Raw genomic sequence first — 18,170 nt, 5'->3', positions numbered from 1 at the left:
GGTTCCTCGACACTTCTCTGTGGATGGACGAACAGGTGCTGGGCCGTGCCCCGGGCATGAGCCGAATCACGGCAACTCCGATAAGGCAGAGTAGCAGGATTCTGACCGTTACCGGTGAGTTGCCTGCGGGTGACGCCGAACCGTTGCGATGGTGCTACATTTCGTCTGGTGCACAGCTCACATCGCTCAGCGATCGTCCGCGTCATCGCGGGCTATCTGGCAGCGTTGGTCACCGGAACCACTCTGCTCATGACCCCGGCGGCCACGGTCGCCGACGGCGGCATCTCACTGCTCAAAGCCCTCTTCACAGCCACCTCGGCGCTCAGCGTCACCGGACTCGTCGTCCTCGACACCGGTCAGGACTTCACGCTCTTCGGCCAGATCGTCATCATCTGCCTCATCCAGGCCGGCGGTCTCGGAGTGCTCCTGCTCACCGCACTGCTCGCCCTGCTGCTGGCGGGAAAGGCCGGACTCAGGCTCCGCCAATCCGTGGCCTCGGAGACGAAGAGCGATGCGATCGGCGGCGTCAAGCCTCTCGTCCTGCGCATCACGGCGCTGACCTTCGGCACGGAACTCGTGGTCGCCTTCGCGCTGTTCCTCCGGTTCTTCTTCCACTACGACGAACCGGTCACGGCCGCGATCTGGGATGCGATCTTCCATGCGATCTCGGCGTTCAACAATGCCGGATTCGGGCTCCGTCAGGACAACCTCGTCGACTACGTGGCCGACCCCTTCATCTGCGGTCCGATCGGACTGGCGGTCATCCTCGGCGGGCTCGGCTATCCCGTCCTCATCGAACTCGTCCGGCGCTACCGAACCCCGCTGAAGTGGGGTCTGACCACGCGGATCATGGTCGTCATCACCCCGGTTCTGCTCATCGGCGGCACCGTCTTCATCGCCGTCATCGAGTGGAACAACGCGGCCACGATGGGCCACCTCGACGCGTGGGGGAAGATCCAAGCAGCGGCGTTCCAGTCGACGATCACGCGCACGGCCGGGTTCAACTCGATCGACATCAGCCAGATGCACACGGTGTCCTGGTTCGGGATGGATATCTTCATGTTCATCGGCGGCGGACCGGCCGGCACGGCGGGCGGCGTGAAGATCACGACGATGGCGGTGCTCGCGGCGACGACGTGGACGGAGATCAGCGGCGGACGATCCGTGACCCTGTTCGGTCGCCGCATCTCCCGTGACGTGCATCGACAGGCGACGACGGTTATCGTCCTCGCGCTCGGCTGGGTGCTGCTGGCGACGATGGTCATCCTCCTCTGCGACCCGAGATTCGGCCTCAGCAGGGTCCTCTTCGAGGTCATTTCCGGATTCGGCACGGTCGGTCTGTCGACCGGGATCACCGCAGATCTGTCCGCGCCCAGTCAGATCGTCCTCATCCTCACCATGGCGCTCGGCAGGCTGGGTCCGGTGACCGTGGCGTCCGGTCTGGCACTGCGCGAGCGCCCCATCCGCTACGAACTGCCGAAGGAACGGCCGCTGATCGGCTGATGGCAGGTCCATCGAAAGCCGAATCAACGACTGCCGACACCCCCGCCGAGGCGGCCCAGAAAGGAAAAGACCATGAACGAGAAGAAGAACTGGATGGCGCGCTCCGCGTCGTTCTTCACCGGCGACCCCTCGCCGCTGGCGAAGGACGGAGCGGTGGCCGTGATCGGGCTCGGCCGCTTCGGCGGATCCCTGGCGCGCGAACTCGCAGAGCATGGAGTCGAGGTCATCGGCGTCGACTGTGACGAGTCGGTTGTAGCCGAGTTCGCCGATGTCCTCGCCCACACCTCTCGCGCCGATGCCACCGACGAGGTGGTGCTGCGACAGCTCGGCATCGACGAGGTCTCCCGCGTCGTCATCGCCATCGGCAGCGACCTCGAGGCGAGCATCCTCGTGGCCTCGCGGATCCTCAAGCTCGGCAATCGGCACATCTGGGCGAAGGCGATCAGCGAAACCCACGCCGAGATCCTCCATCAGCTGGGCGTCGGCAACGTCATCAGCCCCGAGAACGATATGGGCCGGCGCCTGGCCCACCTGATCAGGGGGCATATCTCGGACTTCCTGCCCATCGACGAGGACTTCGTCCTGGCGCGCACCACTCCGCCGGTGCGCACGACCGACGTGCCTTTGGCCTCACTGGGGCTGCGCACGAGGTACGACGTCACGATCGTCGCGTTCAAACGCCGCGGCGGCACCCACTGGGACATTGCCGATCGAGACGTCACGCTCTACGCCGACGACGAGATCCTCGTGGCCGGCAGCCCGAAGAAGGTCGAAGCGTTCAGTGAATTGGACAAGGACGCCGACGCATAGGTCGACGTCCTTGGACGATTGGCATTCCCTCGCCGAGGCGGCGCCGTGGTTGGGCGCGTAAGCTCGGGGCGTTGCCGCGTGACTCAGTCGCCGAGGTCGACGACCTCGAACTCGAGGAGGTTCGCCTGCTCGGAGACCGGAGCCTTGCCTGTCGATTCGTGGGAGGACGTCCGGTTGGCCTTCCAATTCTCGAAGTCCTCCTTCGTCGCCCACTGGGTGTAGACGAAATACTGGTCCCCGCCGGCCACCGGGCGCAGCAGCTGGAAGCCTTCGAAGCCGGGAGCCCCGTCGACCGAATGCTTGCGCTGCGCGAAGCGCTTCTCGAGTTCAGCGCGAGCTGGTTCGGGGACGGTGAGGGCATTGATGGCGACGACTGACATGGTTGCTCCTGTTCGAGTTGGCAGCTGAGTCACCTCGACCCTACGTCGTTGACCCGAGCGCTGTCTGAAGAGTCCGATTGTTCGCCCGCAGAGTCTCAGAACCGATCTCAGGGCCGGTCTCGGAATCTGCTTCAGAAGTCCTGTCGGCGCAGCCGCCACGCCGCCAACACTGCTCCGCCGATGACCCAGGCGACGAGGACGAGGAGAGCTGGGAGCACACCGATGTACTCGGTCCCTCCCGCCTCGGCGACCCCGCTGATGTTGTGCACGGCGCCCAAGGGAAGGAGCGGTCGGAGGACGGACGCGAGAGCGTCCGGCAACCAGCCGGCGAGCATGGACCCGACCAGCAGGGCCAACGGGGTGAGAACTCCGCCGGTGACCGAGCGGAAGACGACCGCACCGAAGACCGCGAGAAGCGAATAGATGACGGGCAGAAAAGTGCTGCCGAAGGCCAACCGCAGATGCCCTGAGCCGACAGCTACGGCAAGGACCTCCGACCAGTCGGCCCCGGCGAGCGTGGCCGCGAGGAGGGCGCCGCTGATCGTCACGGCCACGGCCGTGGCGATCAGCGGCGACCGTGGCGGCCGCGCCGATGACGACGGCCTTCGCCGCGACGATGCCTGATCGCCCGCGGGCGCGCAGCAGGGTCTCGGTGATCGCGCCGGTGCGGAACTCGACCCCGGCGAACCATGCCGCGAGGACGACGAGCACGGCCGCGGCGGCATCGACGCCGAGGACGCTGGCCGAGAGCACATCCTCGGTGCTCGTCTCCGACAGCGGGGCACCGCGGGTGGCGGGAATGGTGAGCACGAGCAGCACGGCCGAGACCGCGCCCGCGATGAGGGTGACGATGAGCAACTGACGCGACCGTCGCAGGTCACAGAACTTCACCCATTCGGCGCGTATCCAGCTGGGTCGAGCGGTGATCGGTGCGGCCGATGCTCGCGGAGGGACCGGGATGGTCGGTGGTGTCGTGGTCATGCCGTCGCTCCCTGTATCGGATGTCGAAGTGTGTGTCTGTGCCGATCGTCGCCGGAGTCCGTGAGACCGAGGAACGTGTCTTCGAGGCCGCGCTCGTCGGTCGCGAGTCCCGTGAGTTCGACTCCGAGGGGAACACAGAGCCTGAAGATCTCGACGGGCTCGAGTCCGGCGATCGCGGCGTGAGTGCCCGATCCGTCGGGGTCGACCGAGATGCCCTCGGCCCGCAGGTGATCGAGCAGCGGTGCGAGGTTCGTCCCCTGCACCTGCACCCGGCTTGAGGATTCCCGCCGCAGCTCCTCGAGGGGCCGGTCTGCAATGAGGGCGCCGTCGCGGATGATGATGACGTGATGGGCGATGAGCTCCATCTCCCGCAGCAGATGGCTCGACAGCAGCACCGTTCTGCCTGTGCTCGCGAAATCCGTGAGGAGCGACCGCAGCCACGTGATTCCGGCGGGGTCAAGCCCGTTGAGCGGTTCGTCGAGGATGAGCACCGCGGGGTCGGTGAGGAGGGCGGCGGCGATGCCGAGACGCTGACGCATGCCCAGTGACAGCTGTGAGACGCGGCGGGAGCGAGCGCGGGTGAGGTCGACGAGGTCGAGCATCTCGTCGATCCGGGCGGGTGCGGTTCCCGTCGCCGCGGCGATCCAGTCGAGATGTCCTCGTGCGGTGAGCCCCGGCAGCATGTGTTCGGCGCCGAGGAACGCCCCGGCGATGCGTGCGGGTTCCGTGTGCTCGGGCAGGGGGCGGCCGTGGACGGCTGCGCTGCCGGAGTCCGGTGAGGTGAGGCCGAGGATCATCTGCAGCGTCGTTGATTTGCCCGCGCCGTTGGGGCCGAGGAACCCCGTCACCTGGCCAGGTGCTACGTCGAAGCTGAGATCGTCGACGACGCGGTGTCCGCCGTAGCTCTTCGTCAGACCGCGGGCCGAGATGCCTTCATCGAGCGATGGCAATACATTCATACTGCAATAATGATGCAAGTTGATCGTATTGTAAAGTGGGAGGATGCCGAAGATCGTCGACCATGCCCAGCGCCGCACCGAGATCGTCCATGCCCTGTGGCAGGTCATCTATCTCAAGGGGATCGATGGGGTATCGTTCCGTTCCGTCGCCGAGGCGGCCGGAATCTCCGTCGGTCGCGTGCAGCATTACTTCCCCTCGCGCAGTGAGCTCATCCTCGAGGGGTGCCGACAGATCGTCGACAGCGCCGAGGCGGCAGGTCCCGAGGGTACCGATGCGCCGTCCGAACCCGGTTGCGCCGAGGCGGTGAGTGCGCTCCGCGAGTTCTGTTTCGCATTCATTCCCGCTGGTGAGACGATGCGCATCGGTGCATCTGTGTGGTACACCTACGTCGCCCGGGCGGTGATGGATGAGCAGATCGCCGACATCATCCGAGCCAGCGATCGTGCGACTCTCGAGCTCGGAGTCCGCCTCTATCGGGCGGTCGTCGGAGGCGATGGGGCTGCCGACGTCGATGACGCCGGTGGCGCTGGAGGCACCGATGGCGCTGGTGGCTCCGATGGCACCAACGGTGAGGTCGCAACTGCGTGGGCGATGCGGATGATCGCCTTGGGCAAGGGGTTGGCTCAGGAGGTCATGCTCGATGAGCGCAGCGCCGCCTCGGCGAAGGCGATCCTCGAAGCGGAACTGGCACCACTGGTCGCACCCTGACCTCACATTCTGGAAACGGCCCGGCGCCGTACCGTCGGAGGAGATTGTTGAGGCGATTGTTGGGTCGATCCACGGTGTTCTGGAGGTCGAAAACACCGTGGATCGACCCAGCAATTCAGTCGGAAGGTACGGCGGGGCAGTCTTCGGCTGTCACGTCGCCGCCGGGCGCTATTCGCCGTCGACGACCTCGAGCTGGGTGAAGGTCAGTCCGGGGGAGTGGACATCGGCTGCGCGGCGGATGCGTTCGGCGGTGAGTTCGCTGATCGTAGGGAATTCGACTCCGCCACCAGCTGCCGTCACCACGGCCCGGGCCGTCTTCGACCGCAGCGGCTCCGGGGTCTGCACGAGCACGAACGACCGCGACCCCTGATCCCGTTCGTTCGCGGCCATCACGGCCTGCGCAGTGGTCCCGGACCCGGCGAAGAAGTCGAGGACGATGGCATCGGAGTCGAAGAATGTCTGCGAGGCTACGAGCGCCTTCACCAGCTCGACCGGCTTCGGATAGCTGAACACTCCCGCCAGGCCCAGCGGCTCCAGATCGTTCTGCCCGCCGAGCGCCTTGATGATCGAGTACAGCTTCGAACTCGCCTTCTCCGCCGGGGTCACCCGCACCACCGCGTGCTTGCCCTCTGTGCCCCAGGATCGCAGGATGTACTCGCCCGATTCCAGCTTCGCATCCACCTCGGCGAGTTTCCCCTCACCCTTGACGGCGACGATGTCCTCGTACATCAGCCGCCGCTCGGACCCGCGGGCATAGCGGCCGAAGCCGGCGCGCAGCACATCGGTCTCCACGAGCATCCGCCTGCCGTTGATGACCTCGAGCTTCGCCGGTGACTTCTTCTCTGTGAGGAACGGCCCGACCTGATTCGCATCGCGGGCCCACACGTGCACATAGTCGTGCCCGCGCACGAAGGAGCGGGCGTTGCCGCCGCCCTTCGCGCGCTGATGGATGAGCGTGCCCAGCGAATTGTCTTCACCGAAGATCTCGTGCCCGAGCAGCTGAGCCCACGCGCTCTCCTTGTCGTCGAGATGGAGGAAAAGCACCCCGTCCTCACGCATGAGCTCACGGGCGAGCAGCAGTCGCGGGGTCATGAATGACAGCCAACTGGCGTGATCGTGCCCGTGATCTTTGTAGGTGTGCGCGTTGCCCGTGTTGTACGGCGGATCGATGTAGACGACCTTGACCTGCCGGCGGTGCGTGGCCAGCAGGGCCATCAGCGCGGGCAGATTGTCCCCGACGACGAGCAGATTCTCGTGTGGATCGGGAACGTGAGCGGTACCGTCGACGTCCCGCAGATGCGGACGACCATCACCGAGGTGGCCCTCCCGTTCAGGGGCACCGTCCACGAGGCGGCGACCGAGGTCGAAGGCGGCGGCCTTGCCGGTCCACTCCAAGACGGTCGTCATCCTTCTCCTTCATCCCGAACGGTGCCAAGATTGCTGTATGAGTATTTCACGAGTGGCCGTGGTCGGTGCCGGTATCCTCGGTGTCGCCGCCGCCCGCGAAGTCATCAAGCGGTTCCCCGACGCCGAGATCACCGTCTTCGACAAAGCTGAGAACGTCGCTGCACATCAGAGCGGTCACACCTCCGGAATCGTCGACTCCGGGCTCGGCCAGAAGCCCGGCTCGGCGGAGGCGAAGCTCACCCGCCGCGGCCTCGAGCTGCTCATTCCCTATATGGCTGAGGCAGGCGTTCCCTACCGGGAATGCGGGCAGCTGCTCATCGCCCAGAACACCGATGAGGCCGAACGCCTCGAAGAGATCTTCGCCCGCGCCAAAGACAACGAGGTTCCAGGCGCCAGACTGCTCGAGCGTCACGAGATCGGAGCCGTCGAACCGGCCGTCAGGGGAGTCCTCGGGCTCTTCTCACCCCATGCGGCCATCGCCGACTTCTCGGCGCTCACCGCAGCGCTCGCCTCCGATGTGCGCGCCGCCGGAGGGACATTCCGCTTCGGAACCGAGGTCACCGGATTCGACACCATGAGCAACGAAGTCCGCCTGCGTGGGCGCCCGGTTCCGAAGGACGACCCACCGGCAGGGGATGGGACCGCAGCCGGAGAGTCCGATGAGGACGACCGTGGTGTGAGCGCGGCCGGCGAACGGGGCGGGTCGGGCAAGGATGCTGTCGATGACCGAGGCAGCCGCGACGATCAGGTCCATGACCGTGACCATCGCGACGATCAGGTCCACGACCGGCCGCGGACATATCGCGGTGAGGAGGGCCGCGAACCTGTCATCGGCATTGCAGATGAGCTGCGCGATCGCTTCGGACAGCAGGACTGGTTCAAACAGGCCGAATCGACGCTCGGCGAGTGGACGCAGAAGGTCTCTGACGCGTGGGCGAACCGCGACGGCTCGCGCAGCGGCGACTCTGGCTCACGCACTGGTGGCGCAGGATCGCGCGCTGGTGACGCTCCCGGCGGCAGCGCGCGCAGCGAAGCGCCAGTTGAGGAAGTGCTCGGCACCTTCGACATCGTCATCGTCTGCGCTGGTCTCCAGGCCGATCGCCTCGCCGTCTCTGCGGGACTCGACGCCGAACCGAGGATCGTACCCTTCACCAGCGACTTCTACCGAAGCCCGGCCACCGACACCGAGGTGGTCCGCGGCATCATCGGGTCCGTTCCCGACCCGCAGTCCCCGTTCGCCGAAACCTCGATCGTCCGAGGACTCGACGACGGACTCATCCTCGGACCGAACACCTTCGTCGCCCTCGGCCGCGAGTCCTATGATCGGCACGGATTCGACCTGGCCGACATCACATCGACCGCCCGGTCCAAGGGGTTCTGGAAGTTCGCCGCACAGACTGCGAAGACAGCGGCCCGCGGAGTGAAGCCTATTGTGAGCAAGACTGCTTTCGTCGACGGAATCCGCCGCTTCGTTCCCGAGCTCGACCAGAACGACGTGGCGCCCGGGGCCCGCGGTGTCCGAGCTCAGGCGATGACCGCCGAAGGCGAACTCATCGACGAACTCACCATGACCAGGCGCGGCAGGCTGACCGTGGTCAGGTCCGTGCCGAAGTGGGCGGCCACCTCGGCGCTGGCGATTGCCGAAACGATCGTCGATCGGGCCTTCGAGAACGCGGCCCGCTGAGATCGCCCCGCCGCGGACCGTGCCGCGCTGACGTTCCCAGCTGACCTGCACCGCCGCTCTGGGACGCAGACAGCTGCTATGGTAATTTAGCTTAGGCTAACCAAACTATGACCGAAAGTGACGATGCCCGTGCCCGCGATTCGACCCGCCTCCACCTCGACGTCTCCGACATTGGCGGTCCGCCGGCGCCGATTGCCGGCACTGACCTTCGCGTTCGCCCTCGCGCTCACCGGGTGCGGGGGAGGCTCCGCCGACGGGACCGATGCAGAACGGGCGAGTGCAGGCAGCGTCGACGACGCCTTCGGCTCCGTTGACATCGGGAAGGCCGAACGCGTGGTCGCTCTCTCCGTCTCCGATGCGGACGCTGCTCTTTCCGTAGGTGTGGTCCCCGTGGCGATGACCGAAGCTCCGGTCGAGCCCGTGATGCCGTGGGCGGAGGAGACGATCGATGAGCTCGGCGGCGACGATCCGGAGCTCTTCCACTGGTCGACCGAAGACACGATCCCATTCGAGGACATCGTAGCGTGGGAACCCGATCTGATCCTGGCGACCGGGACCATCATCGGCAAGGATACCCACGACCAGCTCAGCGAAATCGCGCCGACCCTGGGCACGGCCAAGGAGAATACCCCCGACAGCTGGCAGTCACAGGCCGAACGGGTCTCGACCGTTCTCGACGCGAAGGACCAGGGCGACAAAGCGATCGACACGGCGCAGACAGCGATCGACGATGCGGCAAAGGATCACCCGGACCTCACCGACAGGTCCTTCCTCGTCGCGCTCTTCCACAGCCCCGACGAGGTGGGAGTGCTGACCGATCGGGACTCGGCCACCGTCCAATTCTTCAGCGAACTCGGGCTGACGCTCGACCCCGTGGCTGACAAGATGGCCGACGGGTCGGTCCCCGACAGCCTGTCCCTGGAGAAGCTCGACGTCCTGCAGAGCGATATCCTCGTCGGTTACTTCCCCGATCCGGAGCTGCGGAAGAAGTACGACGGAGTCCCCACGTTCTCGAGCCTGCCAGCCGTTGAAGGCGGCCACTTCTACCAGCCGACCGATGAGGAATGGCGCGGGCTGCGCTCCGTCTCCGCGCTCGCGCTGCCCGAGATCGTCGGCCCCATCGCAGAGAAGCTCGACACGGCGGCGGTCGGATCATGACCGGGACCAGCGCGATCAATTCGTCGGCGGAGCAGACCGGTTCGGCCTCTGCCCTGTGCACCTGGACAGAGATCGGCCCGGACGAGAGCTGGAGGCTGCAGGTGGAACTTCCGGCCACAGCCATCCCCGCCGAGGCGGCTCCCGGAGACGAGCAGGAGATCTTCGTCGACCTCAACGGAGTCACCGACCGACGGAATGTGCCCGGCGGGATCATGACCCGGCGCCCTGCCCGGGACGAGGGCGGCGACAGTGCCGACGGTGCCGACGCGACGAGGTATTCGATCGAGCTGCCGGTTCCGCGAGGGTATCGCGGGGCGCTTCGCTTCCTGCCCGTGCCACGAGGACTCCAAGTTGCCGACCGTCCGACATGGCTCGATGTCCTCGAACGGGGGTTCGTCCCCGCCGGTGACCATGATCTGCTCACGATCACGGACATGCGCAGGAAACAGGTCCTCGAGCTCGCCGCACCCGATGCCCGGCCCCTGATCTGGACCGGTGGGGACCGGCCGGCGACCGACTCCCGCAGCGGGGCAGGCGAAGGTCGGACCGACGTCGACGAACAGGTCATCACCCTCGGTTCCGCGCCGAGGCGGATCTGGACCCACCGGCCGCAGCGAGGTCCCGCCTCGGCGCCGGTGCTCGTCGTCTTCGACGGGGAGAGGTTCATCCGCGGGGGACTGCTCGCAGCCATCGACGAGCTGGTGTCTCCGCCGTCAGCGGTCATCGCCATCGACCATGCACCTGTCGGGGACGACGGCCTCGACGAGGACGCGGCCGTCGGCCAGCGCGCCGACGACCTCGTGATGAATTCTCGGTTCTGCGACGACGTGCTCGCGCTCGTTCGTCAGATGGCGCCGGAGGTTTCGGCCCGCACGATCGTCGCGGGCGCCTCCTACGGCGGACTGGCCGCGGCGTACTTCTCCCTGCGGCACCCGGAAGCGTTCCGCGGGATCTGCCTTTCGCCGTCGTTCTGGGAATCCGACGATCAGGGGCGCAGGATCTGGGATCTCGCGCCGAGCAGCACCGACGACGGTCCGGACGGACGCGCAGGGGCGCCGGAGTCTCGGACGGTGGAAACCCGGCCGGCGACCGCCGCAGATCCGACGTTCAGTGTCGACCACGGGATCCTCGAGACTGTCATTGCGGACTCTGTCGCCGAGGCAACCGAGGAGTTCGCGGCTCGCGGCATCGACTTCGTGCCCCGACCGTTCGTGGGCGGGCACGAGTATCTGTGGTGGCGCGAACTCATGCTCATCCGCCTGGCCGAAGTCCTGGCGGAATGACCCGAACGTCAGTCAACGTGGGTCGGGGAGCACCCGAAGTTGGGGAGCCGCCTCGGCGAGGGTTTTCTGCACCGTCGATCGATGTCGACGATCAGTCGGAATGGCGTTCGAGGAACTCGTAGACCTCGGTGTCGTCGACGCCGGGAACCGCTCCGGGCGGGACTGCGGCGAGCAGGGAGGCGTGCATGCGGGCCGATGGCAGCGCCTGATCCTCCCATTTCTCGGCCAGGTCATCCGGGGCCTGCCGGCAGCAGGACGGATCCGGGCATCCGGACTGCGAGCGGATCGGTGACTCCCGTCCTTCGAACCAGCGGACGTGGGAGAACGGGACGCCGACGCTGATGGCGTAGTCGCCGCCGGGCAGCACTCGGGCGGTGCACCAGAACGATCCGTGCGGGGTATCGGTGTACTGGTAGTAAGGGCTGAATCGGTCGGCGACACGGAAGACGGTGCGCGATGTGAAGCGTTTGCACGCGAACTGTCCCTCGATCGCGCCGAGCGGATCGGTGGGGAACGGCAGTCCGTCGTTCGAGTACGCCTTGTGGATCGTGCCGGAATTGTGGACCTTCATGAAGTGCACGGGCAGTCCGAGGTGCTCGGTGGCGAGGTTCGTGAACCGGTGGGCGGCCATCTCGTAGCCGACGCCGAACATATCGCGCAGATGCTCGACGGAGAGCACCCGCTTCTTCTTCTCCTCCTCGAGCATCGGCACGGCCGCGGACTCGGGCAGCAGGATCGCGGCCGCCAGATAGTTCGCCTCGACGCGCTGCTGAAGGAATTCGTGGAAATCCTTCGGGGAGTCATAGCCGAGCACATGCGGAGCCAGGCTCATGAGCAGGTGCGACCGCGGATCGAACGCGGCGTCGGCGTTGGGCAGATACAGCCGCTTGTTCGCGGTATCCGAGATCGACCGGGTCGATTCGGGCAGGTCGGAGACGTAGTGGAGGCTGAAGCCGAGCTTCTCGGCGATGAGTGCCGTCTGCCGCTGTGACACCGTTCCGGATTCGTAGCCGACGAGGTCGAGCAGCTCGGCGGCGGTGGCCTCGAGGTCGGCGAAGTAGTTGTTCTTCTCCTTCATCCGTTCCCGCAGCTCACGGTTGGCCCGCCTGGCCTCCTCCGGTGTGGCCGCCCGCCGTTCCAGGGCCTCGCCGAGCTGGCGCTGGAGGCCCACGATCGCCTCGAGGGCATCGGCCGGCAGCGACTTGATCCGCACCTGCGGCAGGCCGAGGGCCGAGTACATGGGGGAGGCCTGATTGCGTTCGGCCTCCAACTCGAGGGCCTGTCGTTCGTCGATCGGAGCGGGGTCGATGAGCTCGGAGACATCCGTCTTCAGCGCCTTCGCAATCGCGGCCAGGAGCGTGACAGAAGTTTCTCGCTTGCCGTTCTCGATCGTCGAGATCTGCGAGGCCGCACGCCCCACTTCCTGCCCCAGCTCGTTGAGGGTCAAACCGCGCTTCTTTCGAAAAAAGCGGATTCTTCTGCCGATGCTGAGCGGGTCGGTCTGCTGCTCTTCGCTCTCGACTTCCGCGCCAACGCTGTTCAAGGCGCCTCCCTCGGCTTCTGTGTGCTGGTTCACATGGTTGAGAAACAGTATGACAGAACCGCGAAATTTCTGAAACCGGAAATATCGAGATTATTCATCCAGAAATTCAGTGCGAGAGCCCTTGCGGCCCCCGCAGACTGGATACATCAACAACCCCGAGAGATCGAGAAAGAGAAGGACAATGACTGAGAACACCACGCAGAACAGCTTGCACGATGCTGAAGCCATCCGCCGCGACTGGGCGACCAACGCCCGCTGGTCGGGAATCGCTCGCGACTACGAGCCCGAGGATGTCGTCAGACTGCGCGGTTCGCTGATCGAGGAGCACACGCTGGCCCGTCACGGAGCCGAGCGCCTCTGGAACCAGATCACCGCCGGCGACATCCACTCCGGTGATTACGTCAACGCCCTCGGTGCGCTGACCGGCAACCAGGCAGTCGAGCAGGTCAAGGCCGGCCTCAACGCCATCTACCTCTCCGGTTGGCAGGTCGCCGCCGACGCGAACGCCGCCGGCCAGACCTACCCCGACCAGTCGATCTACCCGGCCAACTCGGTACCGCAGGTCGTCCGCCGCATCAACAACGCTCTGATGCGCGCCGACCAGATCGAGACCTCGGAAGGCAACAAGCAGGTCGATGACTGGTTCGCTCCTATCGTCGCTGACGCGGAAGCAGGCTTCGGCGGCACGATCAACGTCTACGAGCTCATGCGCTCGATGATCGCCGCCGGCGCTGCCGGTGTGCACTTCGAGGATCAGCTCGGCTCCGAGAAGAAGTGCGGCCACCTCGGCGGCAAGGTCCTCGTTCCGACCTCGCAGCACATCCGCACCCTCAACGCCGCCCGCCTCGCGGCCGACGTCGAGAACGTGCCCAGCCTCGTCATCGCCCGCACCGACGCCGAGGCAGCCACGCTGATGACCTCGGACATCGACGAGCGCGACCAGCAGTTCGTCACCGGTGAGCGCACCGCCGAAGGCTTCTACAAGATCACGAACGGACTCGAAGCCGGCATCGCTCGCGGACTGTCCTACGCTCCGTACGCGGATCTGCTGTGGATGGAGACCTCGACGCCCGACCTCGAAGCTGCGAAGAAGTTCGCCGAGGCGATCCACGCCGAGTACCCGGACCAGATGCTGTCCTACAACTGCTCGCCGTCGTTCAACTGGCGCAAGCACCTCGACGATGCGACCATCGCGAAGTTCCAGCGCGAGCTCGGAGCCATGGGCTACAAGTTCCAGTTCATCACGCTGGCCGGCTTCCACGCGCTCAACTACTCGATGTTCGATCTGGCTCACGGCTACGCCCGCGAACAGATGAAGGCATACGTCGAGCTGCAGGAACGCGAGTTCGCAGCCGAAGACCGCGGATACACCGCGACCCGCCACCAGCGCGAGGTCGGCACCGGATACTTCGACCTGGTTTCGACCGCGGTCAACCCGGAGTCGTCGACCACCGCACTGGCCGGCTCCACCGAAACCGCTCAGTTCCACTGAGCCGCACCGGGTTCGCACCCCGCTGACCAGCGGGGATGAACCCACCCAGAACCCGGGGCGGATCGGCAGTGTTTTCACGGGGTTTACATTGTCGATCCGCTCCGTCACACCACAGACGAGTCGAAACCCCGCCACGATCCCAACGCACGGCTCACGACTTACGGCAGAGCCGCCTCGGCGAGGATCACCCACAGAACCAGCCACACATTCCAGGCACACACTACGACGGGTGAGGAGAAGCCCATGTCTTACATCAAGATCAACGCGCCGCTCGAAACCGGCTTCGGCACCGTCCTTTCGGAGCCTGCTCTGACGTTCATCGCCAAGCTCCACGACGAGTTCGCCGGCACCATCTGCGACGTGCTGCGCACGCGCCGGGCCCGCGCGGCCGAGATGAACGGCGGAACCCTCCCCCGTTTCAAGCCCGAGACCGCACGCATCCGCGCCGACCGCTCCTGGTCGGTCGCCGGATCCGCCGGCGCCCCCGGCCTCGAAGACCGCCGCGTGGAGCTCACCGGCCCGGTCACCGAGGATGAGGTCGTGGCGGCACTGAACTCGCAGGCGAAGGTGTGGCTGGCCGACCTCGAAGACGCCACGAGCCCCACCTGGGCCAATGTCATCGGCGGGCAGGTCAACCTCTTCCGCGCCATCCGCGGACAGCTGCCCGGCGTCAACAACGACAACCAGCCGACCATCGGACTGCGCCCCCGCGGTTGGCACCTGCCCGAGAAGCACCTGATCTACGTCGATGACAACGGCCAGGAGTTCTCGACCTCCGGTGCTCTCGTCGACTTCGGTCTGTACTTCTTCCACAACGCCCGCCACCTCATCGACAACGGCTCCGGCCCGTACTTCTACCTGCCGAAGCTCGAGTCCTCGCAGGAAGCACGCCTGTGGAACAAGGTGTTCGTCCTGGCGCAGAACATGCTGGGCATCCCGCACGGCACCATCCGGGCCACCGCTCACATCGAGACGATCACCGCGGTGTTCCAGATGGAAGAGATCCTCTTCGAGCTGCGCGAGCACTGCGCAGGCCTCGAGGCCGCCGGTTGGGACTACCTGTTCTCCGTGGTGAAGAACCTGCGCAACACCACCGACTACGTTCTGCCCGACCGTGAGCGTCTGACGATGGACCTGCCGCTGATGAAGGCGTTCACCGACCGCCTCGTGGCCACCTGCCACCGTCGCGGAGCACACGCGATCGGCACGATGTCCAACCTCATGGCCGATCACCCGGACCAGGAATTCGTGGCCGCCGAGTTCGAGCGCATGCGAGAGGACAAGGCCCGCGAGGCCTGGCAGGGCTTCGACGGCACCTGGGTGGCCGACCCGGCACTGGTTCCGGCGGCTCTGGCCGTGTTCGACGCCGCCCTGGGTTCGCAGCCGCACCAGCTGGAGAACAAGCGCCCCGATGTGCAGGTGACCAGCGAGAACATCCTCGACATCACCGGCCTCGAACCGGTCGTGACCGAAGAGGGTGTGCGGGTGAACATCCGCGTGGCCATCGGGTACATGAACGAATGGCTCGGCGGCAACGGGCACGTGGCTCTGGAGAACCAGCTCGAAGACGTGTCGACGGCTGAGATCTGTCGCTCGCAGATCTGGCAGTGGATCCGCCACGAGGTGACTCTGGACAACGGGCAGCAGCTGACCTCGCGTCTGGTGGAGCGCTACCTCGGCGAGGAGCTGGCTCTGATGGAGCGCACCGCCGACGATCACTTCGATGAGGCCGTGGAGATCTTCCGCGAGACGGCAATGGGCGAGGAGTTCGCCGAGTTCCTCACCATGCCGGCCTACACCGACCACCTGGTCGACCGGGTGTCCAAGGCCAGCGAAGCCTTCGTCGCCTAACAATTGCTACCTGACGGCGGCCCAGCAACCTCGCGCGAGGTTGCTGGGCCGCCGTCAGGTAGTTTTGGGCGGGATCGTGTGGGGACTCAGCTCCAGTCCATGCCTTCGGGCGGCCACGGTTCGCCGTCCGCCTCAGCGTTGAGCTGGTAGGCGATCGCGCCGTCGATCGATTCGCGGATGATGTCAGCGTGGCCGGCGTGGCGGGCGATCTCGGTGGCCAAATGCCACAGGATCCACCGCACGGTCATAGTGAAATCGTTGGGCATCCACGGGTTGTACGGCATCGGAACTTCGGTGCCGAGGTCGGTCCCCGCGTCGTCGACTGCGGCCCTCGCGTCCTCGATCCCGTCGATGACCTTGTCGAAGATTGCGACCGCCTCGGTGATGTCGAGGTCGGGGAGAGCGGACCCGTCGAACATCGCTGTCAGCCCCAACTTCTCGTTGACCGTCCGGTAGTCATCCTCGCCGACCTCTCGCGTCGGGTCCTTGACTTGAATGAGCCAGTTATTGACCACCTGGGCTCCGTGAACGATGAGGCCGGCGATACTCAAACCACTGGCCGTCGGCGTGCTGCGGGCCTGCTCATCGGTCAGGCCCTGCGCCGTGAGCTTGAGCTGGGTGCACTGCTGGGTGAGGTAGGTGAACGCGGCGTCGGCTTCGCTCGTGACGGAAGGGGTGAAGAACGGCATGATCTCTCCTTTGCAATGTCCGCCGCGGCCGGATGGCTGAAGCGGTGATCCTATCGTCAGGTGCTATGCGGACATATACTGTCCGCATCAATAAGTCGGGCGAAAGTTTCTCATTCGGAGGTGGAATGCGGTCGGAGACGCGACTCTTGAGCCTGCTCGGACTGTTCGCATCCGGCAGGAGCTGCACTGCCCTCGAGCTCGCCGCCCGCTTCGACGTCACCCCACGTACCATCCGTCGAGATATCGCCGAGTTGCGCGATCTCGGCTACATCATCTCCTCGGCACCGGGCCTGACCGGGGGCTATCGCGCCGAATCGCGGACGGTGCTGCCGCCTCTGCAGCTCGAGGCAGGCGAGGCGCTGGCCACCGCGGTCGGCCTGGCACTCCTGCGCGGGGCCGGCCTGGACACCGAACACGCGGAATCGGCGACGACGAAGCTGCAGACGATGCTCCCGGCCGCGATGCGCGCGACCGTCGCCGAAATCTCGACGGCTGTGTCAGTGTCCGAAGGCCACGCACCCGGAGTCGACATCAGCGCGGTCATCACGCTCGCCTCGGCGATCAATGCGTCGACGATCGCGACTTTCGATTATCGGAAGATGCAGCGCACTGCCGTCGACGACCCCACCGTCACGGGCCCGGCCGGCGCCCTGACCACCGACGCGTCCGGCACTGCGATTGCCGAAGCGTCGCCCGGCCCGACTGGCGACCACCCCTCGACGCCCCGCCGCGTTGAACCGATCCGTCTCGTCGTCTTCGGCGCGCACTGGTACCTCTTCGCCTTCGACCTCGACCGCGATGACCATCGGGTCTTCCGCCTCGACCGGATGAGCCGGGTTCACGCGACGACATTGAGCATCACCCCACGTGAGCACCCCGACGCCGAGGCGGCTGTGTCCGCAGCCGTGACCACCACCGCGTATCCGCACACCGTCGTTCTGCGCACGGCCGCCTCGGCGCGGGAAGCGAAGGAATGGTTCCCCACCCGGAGCGCCACCATCACCGAGGCGGCCGATGGTGTGCGCATCACCTGCGGATTCTGGGACCTCAGATGGGTCGCGGCCACCCTTGCGTCCATCCCCGCCGAGATCGAAGTGCTCGACCCACCTGAGCTCATCGACGCCCTGCGCGACCACGCAGAGAGGGCGCAAGCGGTCGTCGAAGCATCAATTACTACCTGACGGCGGCCCAGCAACCTCGCGCGAGGTTGCTGGGCCGCCGTCAGGTAGTAATTGGGGCAATGGGGGTTGCGGGTTGCTGACCGAAGCGTGATCCCGAAGTGAACGAATCATGGATGAGTCCATATACTGGGGGCCATGACGATTCTCATTGGCTACCTACCCGCTCCCGAGGGTGAGGCTGCTCTGCGCGCGGGATTCGCGGAGGCCAAACTGCGGTCGAGCGCTGCCGTCGTGATCAACTCACAGCGACGAGGTGCCAGTGGAGCTCCGACCGAGATCGGTGAGGACGAGATCAAACGGATCGTCGACCTCGGCAAGGAATCGGACGTCGACGTCGAGGTGCTCCAGCCCGATCACGAAGACGATCTGCCCGGCACGCTCAACGACCTCGCCGAGGAATACGAAGCCCAGCTCATCGTCATCGGCCTGCGCAAACGCTCGGCGATCGGGAAGTTCATCCTCGGCTCGCAGGCACAGCGCATCCTCCTCGAAGCCGAGGTCCCGGTGCTGACGGCCAAGGCCTGAAACCTCGCCGAGACG

General features: G+C 65.9%; 17 protein-coding genes. 11 read left to right on the top strand and 6 right to left on the bottom strand.

Going from position 1 to position 18,170, the window contains the following annotated elements; all coding sequences use genetic code 11:
* Positions 1–168: 168 nt before the first annotated feature.
* Both ACU4IU_RS06875 and ACU4IU_RS06870 read left to right on the top strand, forming a co-directional pair.
* Entirely contained in the window at positions 169–1,503 is a 1,335-nt protein-coding gene (locus ACU4IU_RS06875; protein WP_446656257.1) for a TrkH family potassium uptake protein, read from the top strand.
* 72 nt (positions 1,504–1,575) lie between these two features.
* Positions 1,576–2,313, top strand: a complete 738-nt coding sequence (locus ACU4IU_RS06870; protein ID WP_446656256.1) for a potassium channel family protein — start codon at positions 1,576–1,578, stop codon at positions 2,311–2,313.
* Between the two features lie 83 nt (positions 2,314–2,396).
* Here the strand turns inward: ACU4IU_RS06870 and ACU4IU_RS06865 are convergent, their stop codons facing one another.
* Both ACU4IU_RS06865 and ACU4IU_RS06860 read right to left on the bottom strand, forming a co-directional pair.
* Positions 2,397–2,693: an antibiotic biosynthesis monooxygenase family protein gene (locus tag ACU4IU_RS06865; RefSeq protein ID WP_139469404.1), complete on the bottom strand. Its 297-nt coding sequence runs from the start codon at positions 2,691–2,693 to the stop codon at positions 2,397–2,399.
* A 131-nt stretch (positions 2,694–2,824) separates the two neighbouring features.
* Positions 2,825–3,241 carry a hypothetical protein gene (locus ACU4IU_RS06860; RefSeq protein WP_446656255.1) on the bottom strand — a complete coding sequence of 139 codons (417 nt, stop codon included), beginning with the start codon at positions 3,239–3,241 and terminating at the stop codon, positions 2,825–2,827.
* 44 nt (positions 3,242–3,285) lie between these two features.
* On the opposite strand from ACU4IU_RS06860, the gene ACU4IU_RS06855 reads away from it, so the two are divergent.
* Entirely contained in the window at positions 3,286–3,555 is a 270-nt protein-coding gene (locus ACU4IU_RS06855; RefSeq protein WP_446656254.1) for a hypothetical protein, read from the top strand.
* Positions 3,556–3,670: 115 nt separating this feature from the next.
* Here ACU4IU_RS06855 and ACU4IU_RS06850 read toward each other — a convergent pair whose 3' ends face one another.
* On the bottom strand, positions 3,671–4,633 hold the full coding sequence (locus ACU4IU_RS06850; RefSeq protein ID WP_139469402.1) for an ABC transporter ATP-binding protein: 963 nt from the start codon (positions 4,631–4,633) through the stop codon (positions 3,671–3,673).
* A 43-nt stretch (positions 4,634–4,676) separates the two neighbouring features.
* Between ACU4IU_RS06850 and ACU4IU_RS06845 the strand changes: the two genes are divergently transcribed.
* Positions 4,677–5,342: a TetR/AcrR family transcriptional regulator gene (locus ACU4IU_RS06845; RefSeq protein ID WP_139469401.1), complete on the top strand. Its 666-nt coding sequence runs from the start codon at positions 4,677–4,679 to the stop codon at positions 5,340–5,342.
* A gap of 168 nt (positions 5,343–5,510) precedes the next feature.
* Here ACU4IU_RS06845 and ACU4IU_RS06840 read toward each other — a convergent pair whose 3' ends face one another.
* Positions 5,511–6,749, bottom strand: coding sequence for a site-specific DNA-methyltransferase (locus tag ACU4IU_RS06840; protein ID WP_446656253.1), 1,239 nt, complete (start codon positions 6,747–6,749; stop codon positions 5,511–5,513).
* A 37-nt stretch (positions 6,750–6,786) separates the two neighbouring features.
* On the opposite strand from ACU4IU_RS06840, the gene ACU4IU_RS06835 reads away from it, so the two are divergent.
* The 3 genes from ACU4IU_RS06835 (at position 6,787) to ACU4IU_RS06825 (ending at position 10,874) form a co-directional block, all read left to right on the top strand.
* Positions 6,787–8,433: an FAD-dependent oxidoreductase gene (locus tag ACU4IU_RS06835; protein ID WP_248284029.1), complete on the top strand. Its 1,647-nt coding sequence runs from the start codon at positions 6,787–6,789 to the stop codon at positions 8,431–8,433.
* A 129-nt stretch (positions 8,434–8,562) separates the two neighbouring features.
* Positions 8,563–9,591, top strand: coding sequence for an ABC transporter substrate-binding protein (locus ACU4IU_RS06830; RefSeq protein WP_446656252.1), 1,029 nt, complete (start codon positions 8,563–8,565; stop codon positions 9,589–9,591).
* Positions 9,588–10,874 (top strand): alpha/beta hydrolase, encoded by a 1,287-nt coding sequence (locus ACU4IU_RS06825; RefSeq protein WP_446656251.1) that lies wholly within the window; start codon positions 9,588–9,590, stop codon positions 10,872–10,874. The genes ACU4IU_RS06830 and ACU4IU_RS06825 overlap by 4 nt, the downstream gene beginning before the upstream one ends.
* A 91-nt stretch (positions 10,875–10,965) precedes the next feature.
* Here ACU4IU_RS06825 and ACU4IU_RS06820 read toward each other — a convergent pair whose 3' ends face one another.
* Entirely contained in the window at positions 10,966–12,417 is a 1,452-nt protein-coding gene (locus ACU4IU_RS06820) for a helix-turn-helix domain-containing protein (protein ID WP_219922294.1), read from the bottom strand.
* A gap of 181 nt (positions 12,418–12,598) precedes the next feature.
* Here ACU4IU_RS06820 and aceA point away from each other — a divergent pair, with 181 nt between their 5' ends.
* Positions 12,599–13,909, top strand: a complete 1,311-nt coding sequence (gene aceA, locus ACU4IU_RS06815; protein ID WP_446656250.1) for an isocitrate lyase — start codon at positions 12,599–12,601, stop codon at positions 13,907–13,909.
* 243 nt (positions 13,910–14,152) lie between these two features.
* A complete protein-coding gene (aceB, locus tag ACU4IU_RS06810; RefSeq protein ID WP_434593250.1) occupies positions 14,153–15,760 on the top strand; it encodes a malate synthase A in 1,608 nt (535 codons plus the stop codon).
* A gap of 86 nt (positions 15,761–15,846) precedes the next feature.
* Here the strand turns inward: aceB and ACU4IU_RS06805 are convergent, their stop codons facing one another.
* Positions 15,847–16,449, bottom strand: a complete 603-nt coding sequence (locus ACU4IU_RS06805; protein WP_446656249.1) for a mycothiol transferase — start codon at positions 16,447–16,449, stop codon at positions 15,847–15,849.
* A gap of 146 nt (positions 16,450–16,595) precedes the next feature.
* Between ACU4IU_RS06805 and ACU4IU_RS06800 the strand changes: the two genes are divergently transcribed.
* Together ACU4IU_RS06800 and ACU4IU_RS06795 are read left to right on the top strand one after the other, a co-directional pair.
* A complete protein-coding gene (locus ACU4IU_RS06800) occupies positions 16,596–17,630 on the top strand; it encodes a helix-turn-helix transcriptional regulator (protein WP_446656248.1) in 1,035 nt (344 codons plus the stop codon).
* 135 nt (positions 17,631–17,765) lie between these two features.
* Entirely contained in the window at positions 17,766–18,155 is a 390-nt protein-coding gene (locus ACU4IU_RS06795) for a universal stress protein (RefSeq protein WP_101546446.1), read from the top strand.
* Positions 18,156–18,170: the final 15 nt, after the last annotated feature.

The sequence above is a fragment of the Brevibacterium sp. CSND-B09 genome (genome assembly GCF_052906525.1).
Note: the sequence above shows the minus strand (reverse complement) of the source record. Positions and strands in the feature narration are given on the sequence as shown.

Bases quoted from the DNA above. Each gene is read 5' to 3' on its own strand.
- ACU4IU_RS06865 (WP_139469404.1), bottom strand. From the start codon at position 2,693: ATGTCAGTCGTCGCCATCAATGCCCTCACCGTCCCCGAACCAGCTCGC.
- aceA (WP_446656250.1), top strand. From the start codon at position 12,599: ATGACTGAGAACACCACGCAGAACAGCTTGCACGATGCTGAAGCCATC.
- ACU4IU_RS06825 (WP_446656251.1), top strand. From the start codon at position 9,588: ATGACCGGGACCAGCGCGATCAATTCGTCGGCGGAGCAGACCGGTTCG.
- ACU4IU_RS06840 (WP_446656253.1), bottom strand. From the start codon at position 6,749: ATGACGACCGTCTTGGAGTGGACCGGCAAGGCCGCCGCCTTCGACCTC.
- ACU4IU_RS06870 (WP_446656256.1), top strand. From the start codon at position 1,576: ATGAACGAGAAGAAGAACTGGATGGCGCGCTCCGCGTCGTTCTTCACC.
- ACU4IU_RS06850 (WP_139469402.1), bottom strand. From the start codon at position 4,633: ATGAATGTATTGCCATCGCTCGATGAAGGCATCTCGGCCCGCGGTCTG.
- ACU4IU_RS06855 (WP_446656254.1), top strand. From the start codon at position 3,286: ATGACGACGGCCTTCGCCGCGACGATGCCTGATCGCCCGCGGGCGCGC.
- ACU4IU_RS06845 (WP_139469401.1), top strand. From the start codon at position 4,677: ATGCCGAAGATCGTCGACCATGCCCAGCGCCGCACCGAGATCGTCCAT.
- ACU4IU_RS06805 (WP_446656249.1), bottom strand. From the start codon at position 16,449: ATGCCGTTCTTCACCCCTTCCGTCACGAGCGAAGCCGACGCCGCGTTC.
- ACU4IU_RS06835 (WP_248284029.1), top strand. From the start codon at position 6,787: ATGAGTATTTCACGAGTGGCCGTGGTCGGTGCCGGTATCCTCGGTGTC.
- ACU4IU_RS06795 (WP_101546446.1), top strand. From the start codon at position 17,766: ATGACGATTCTCATTGGCTACCTACCCGCTCCCGAGGGTGAGGCTGCT.
- aceB (WP_434593250.1), top strand. From the start codon at position 14,153: ATGTCTTACATCAAGATCAACGCGCCGCTCGAAACCGGCTTCGGCACC.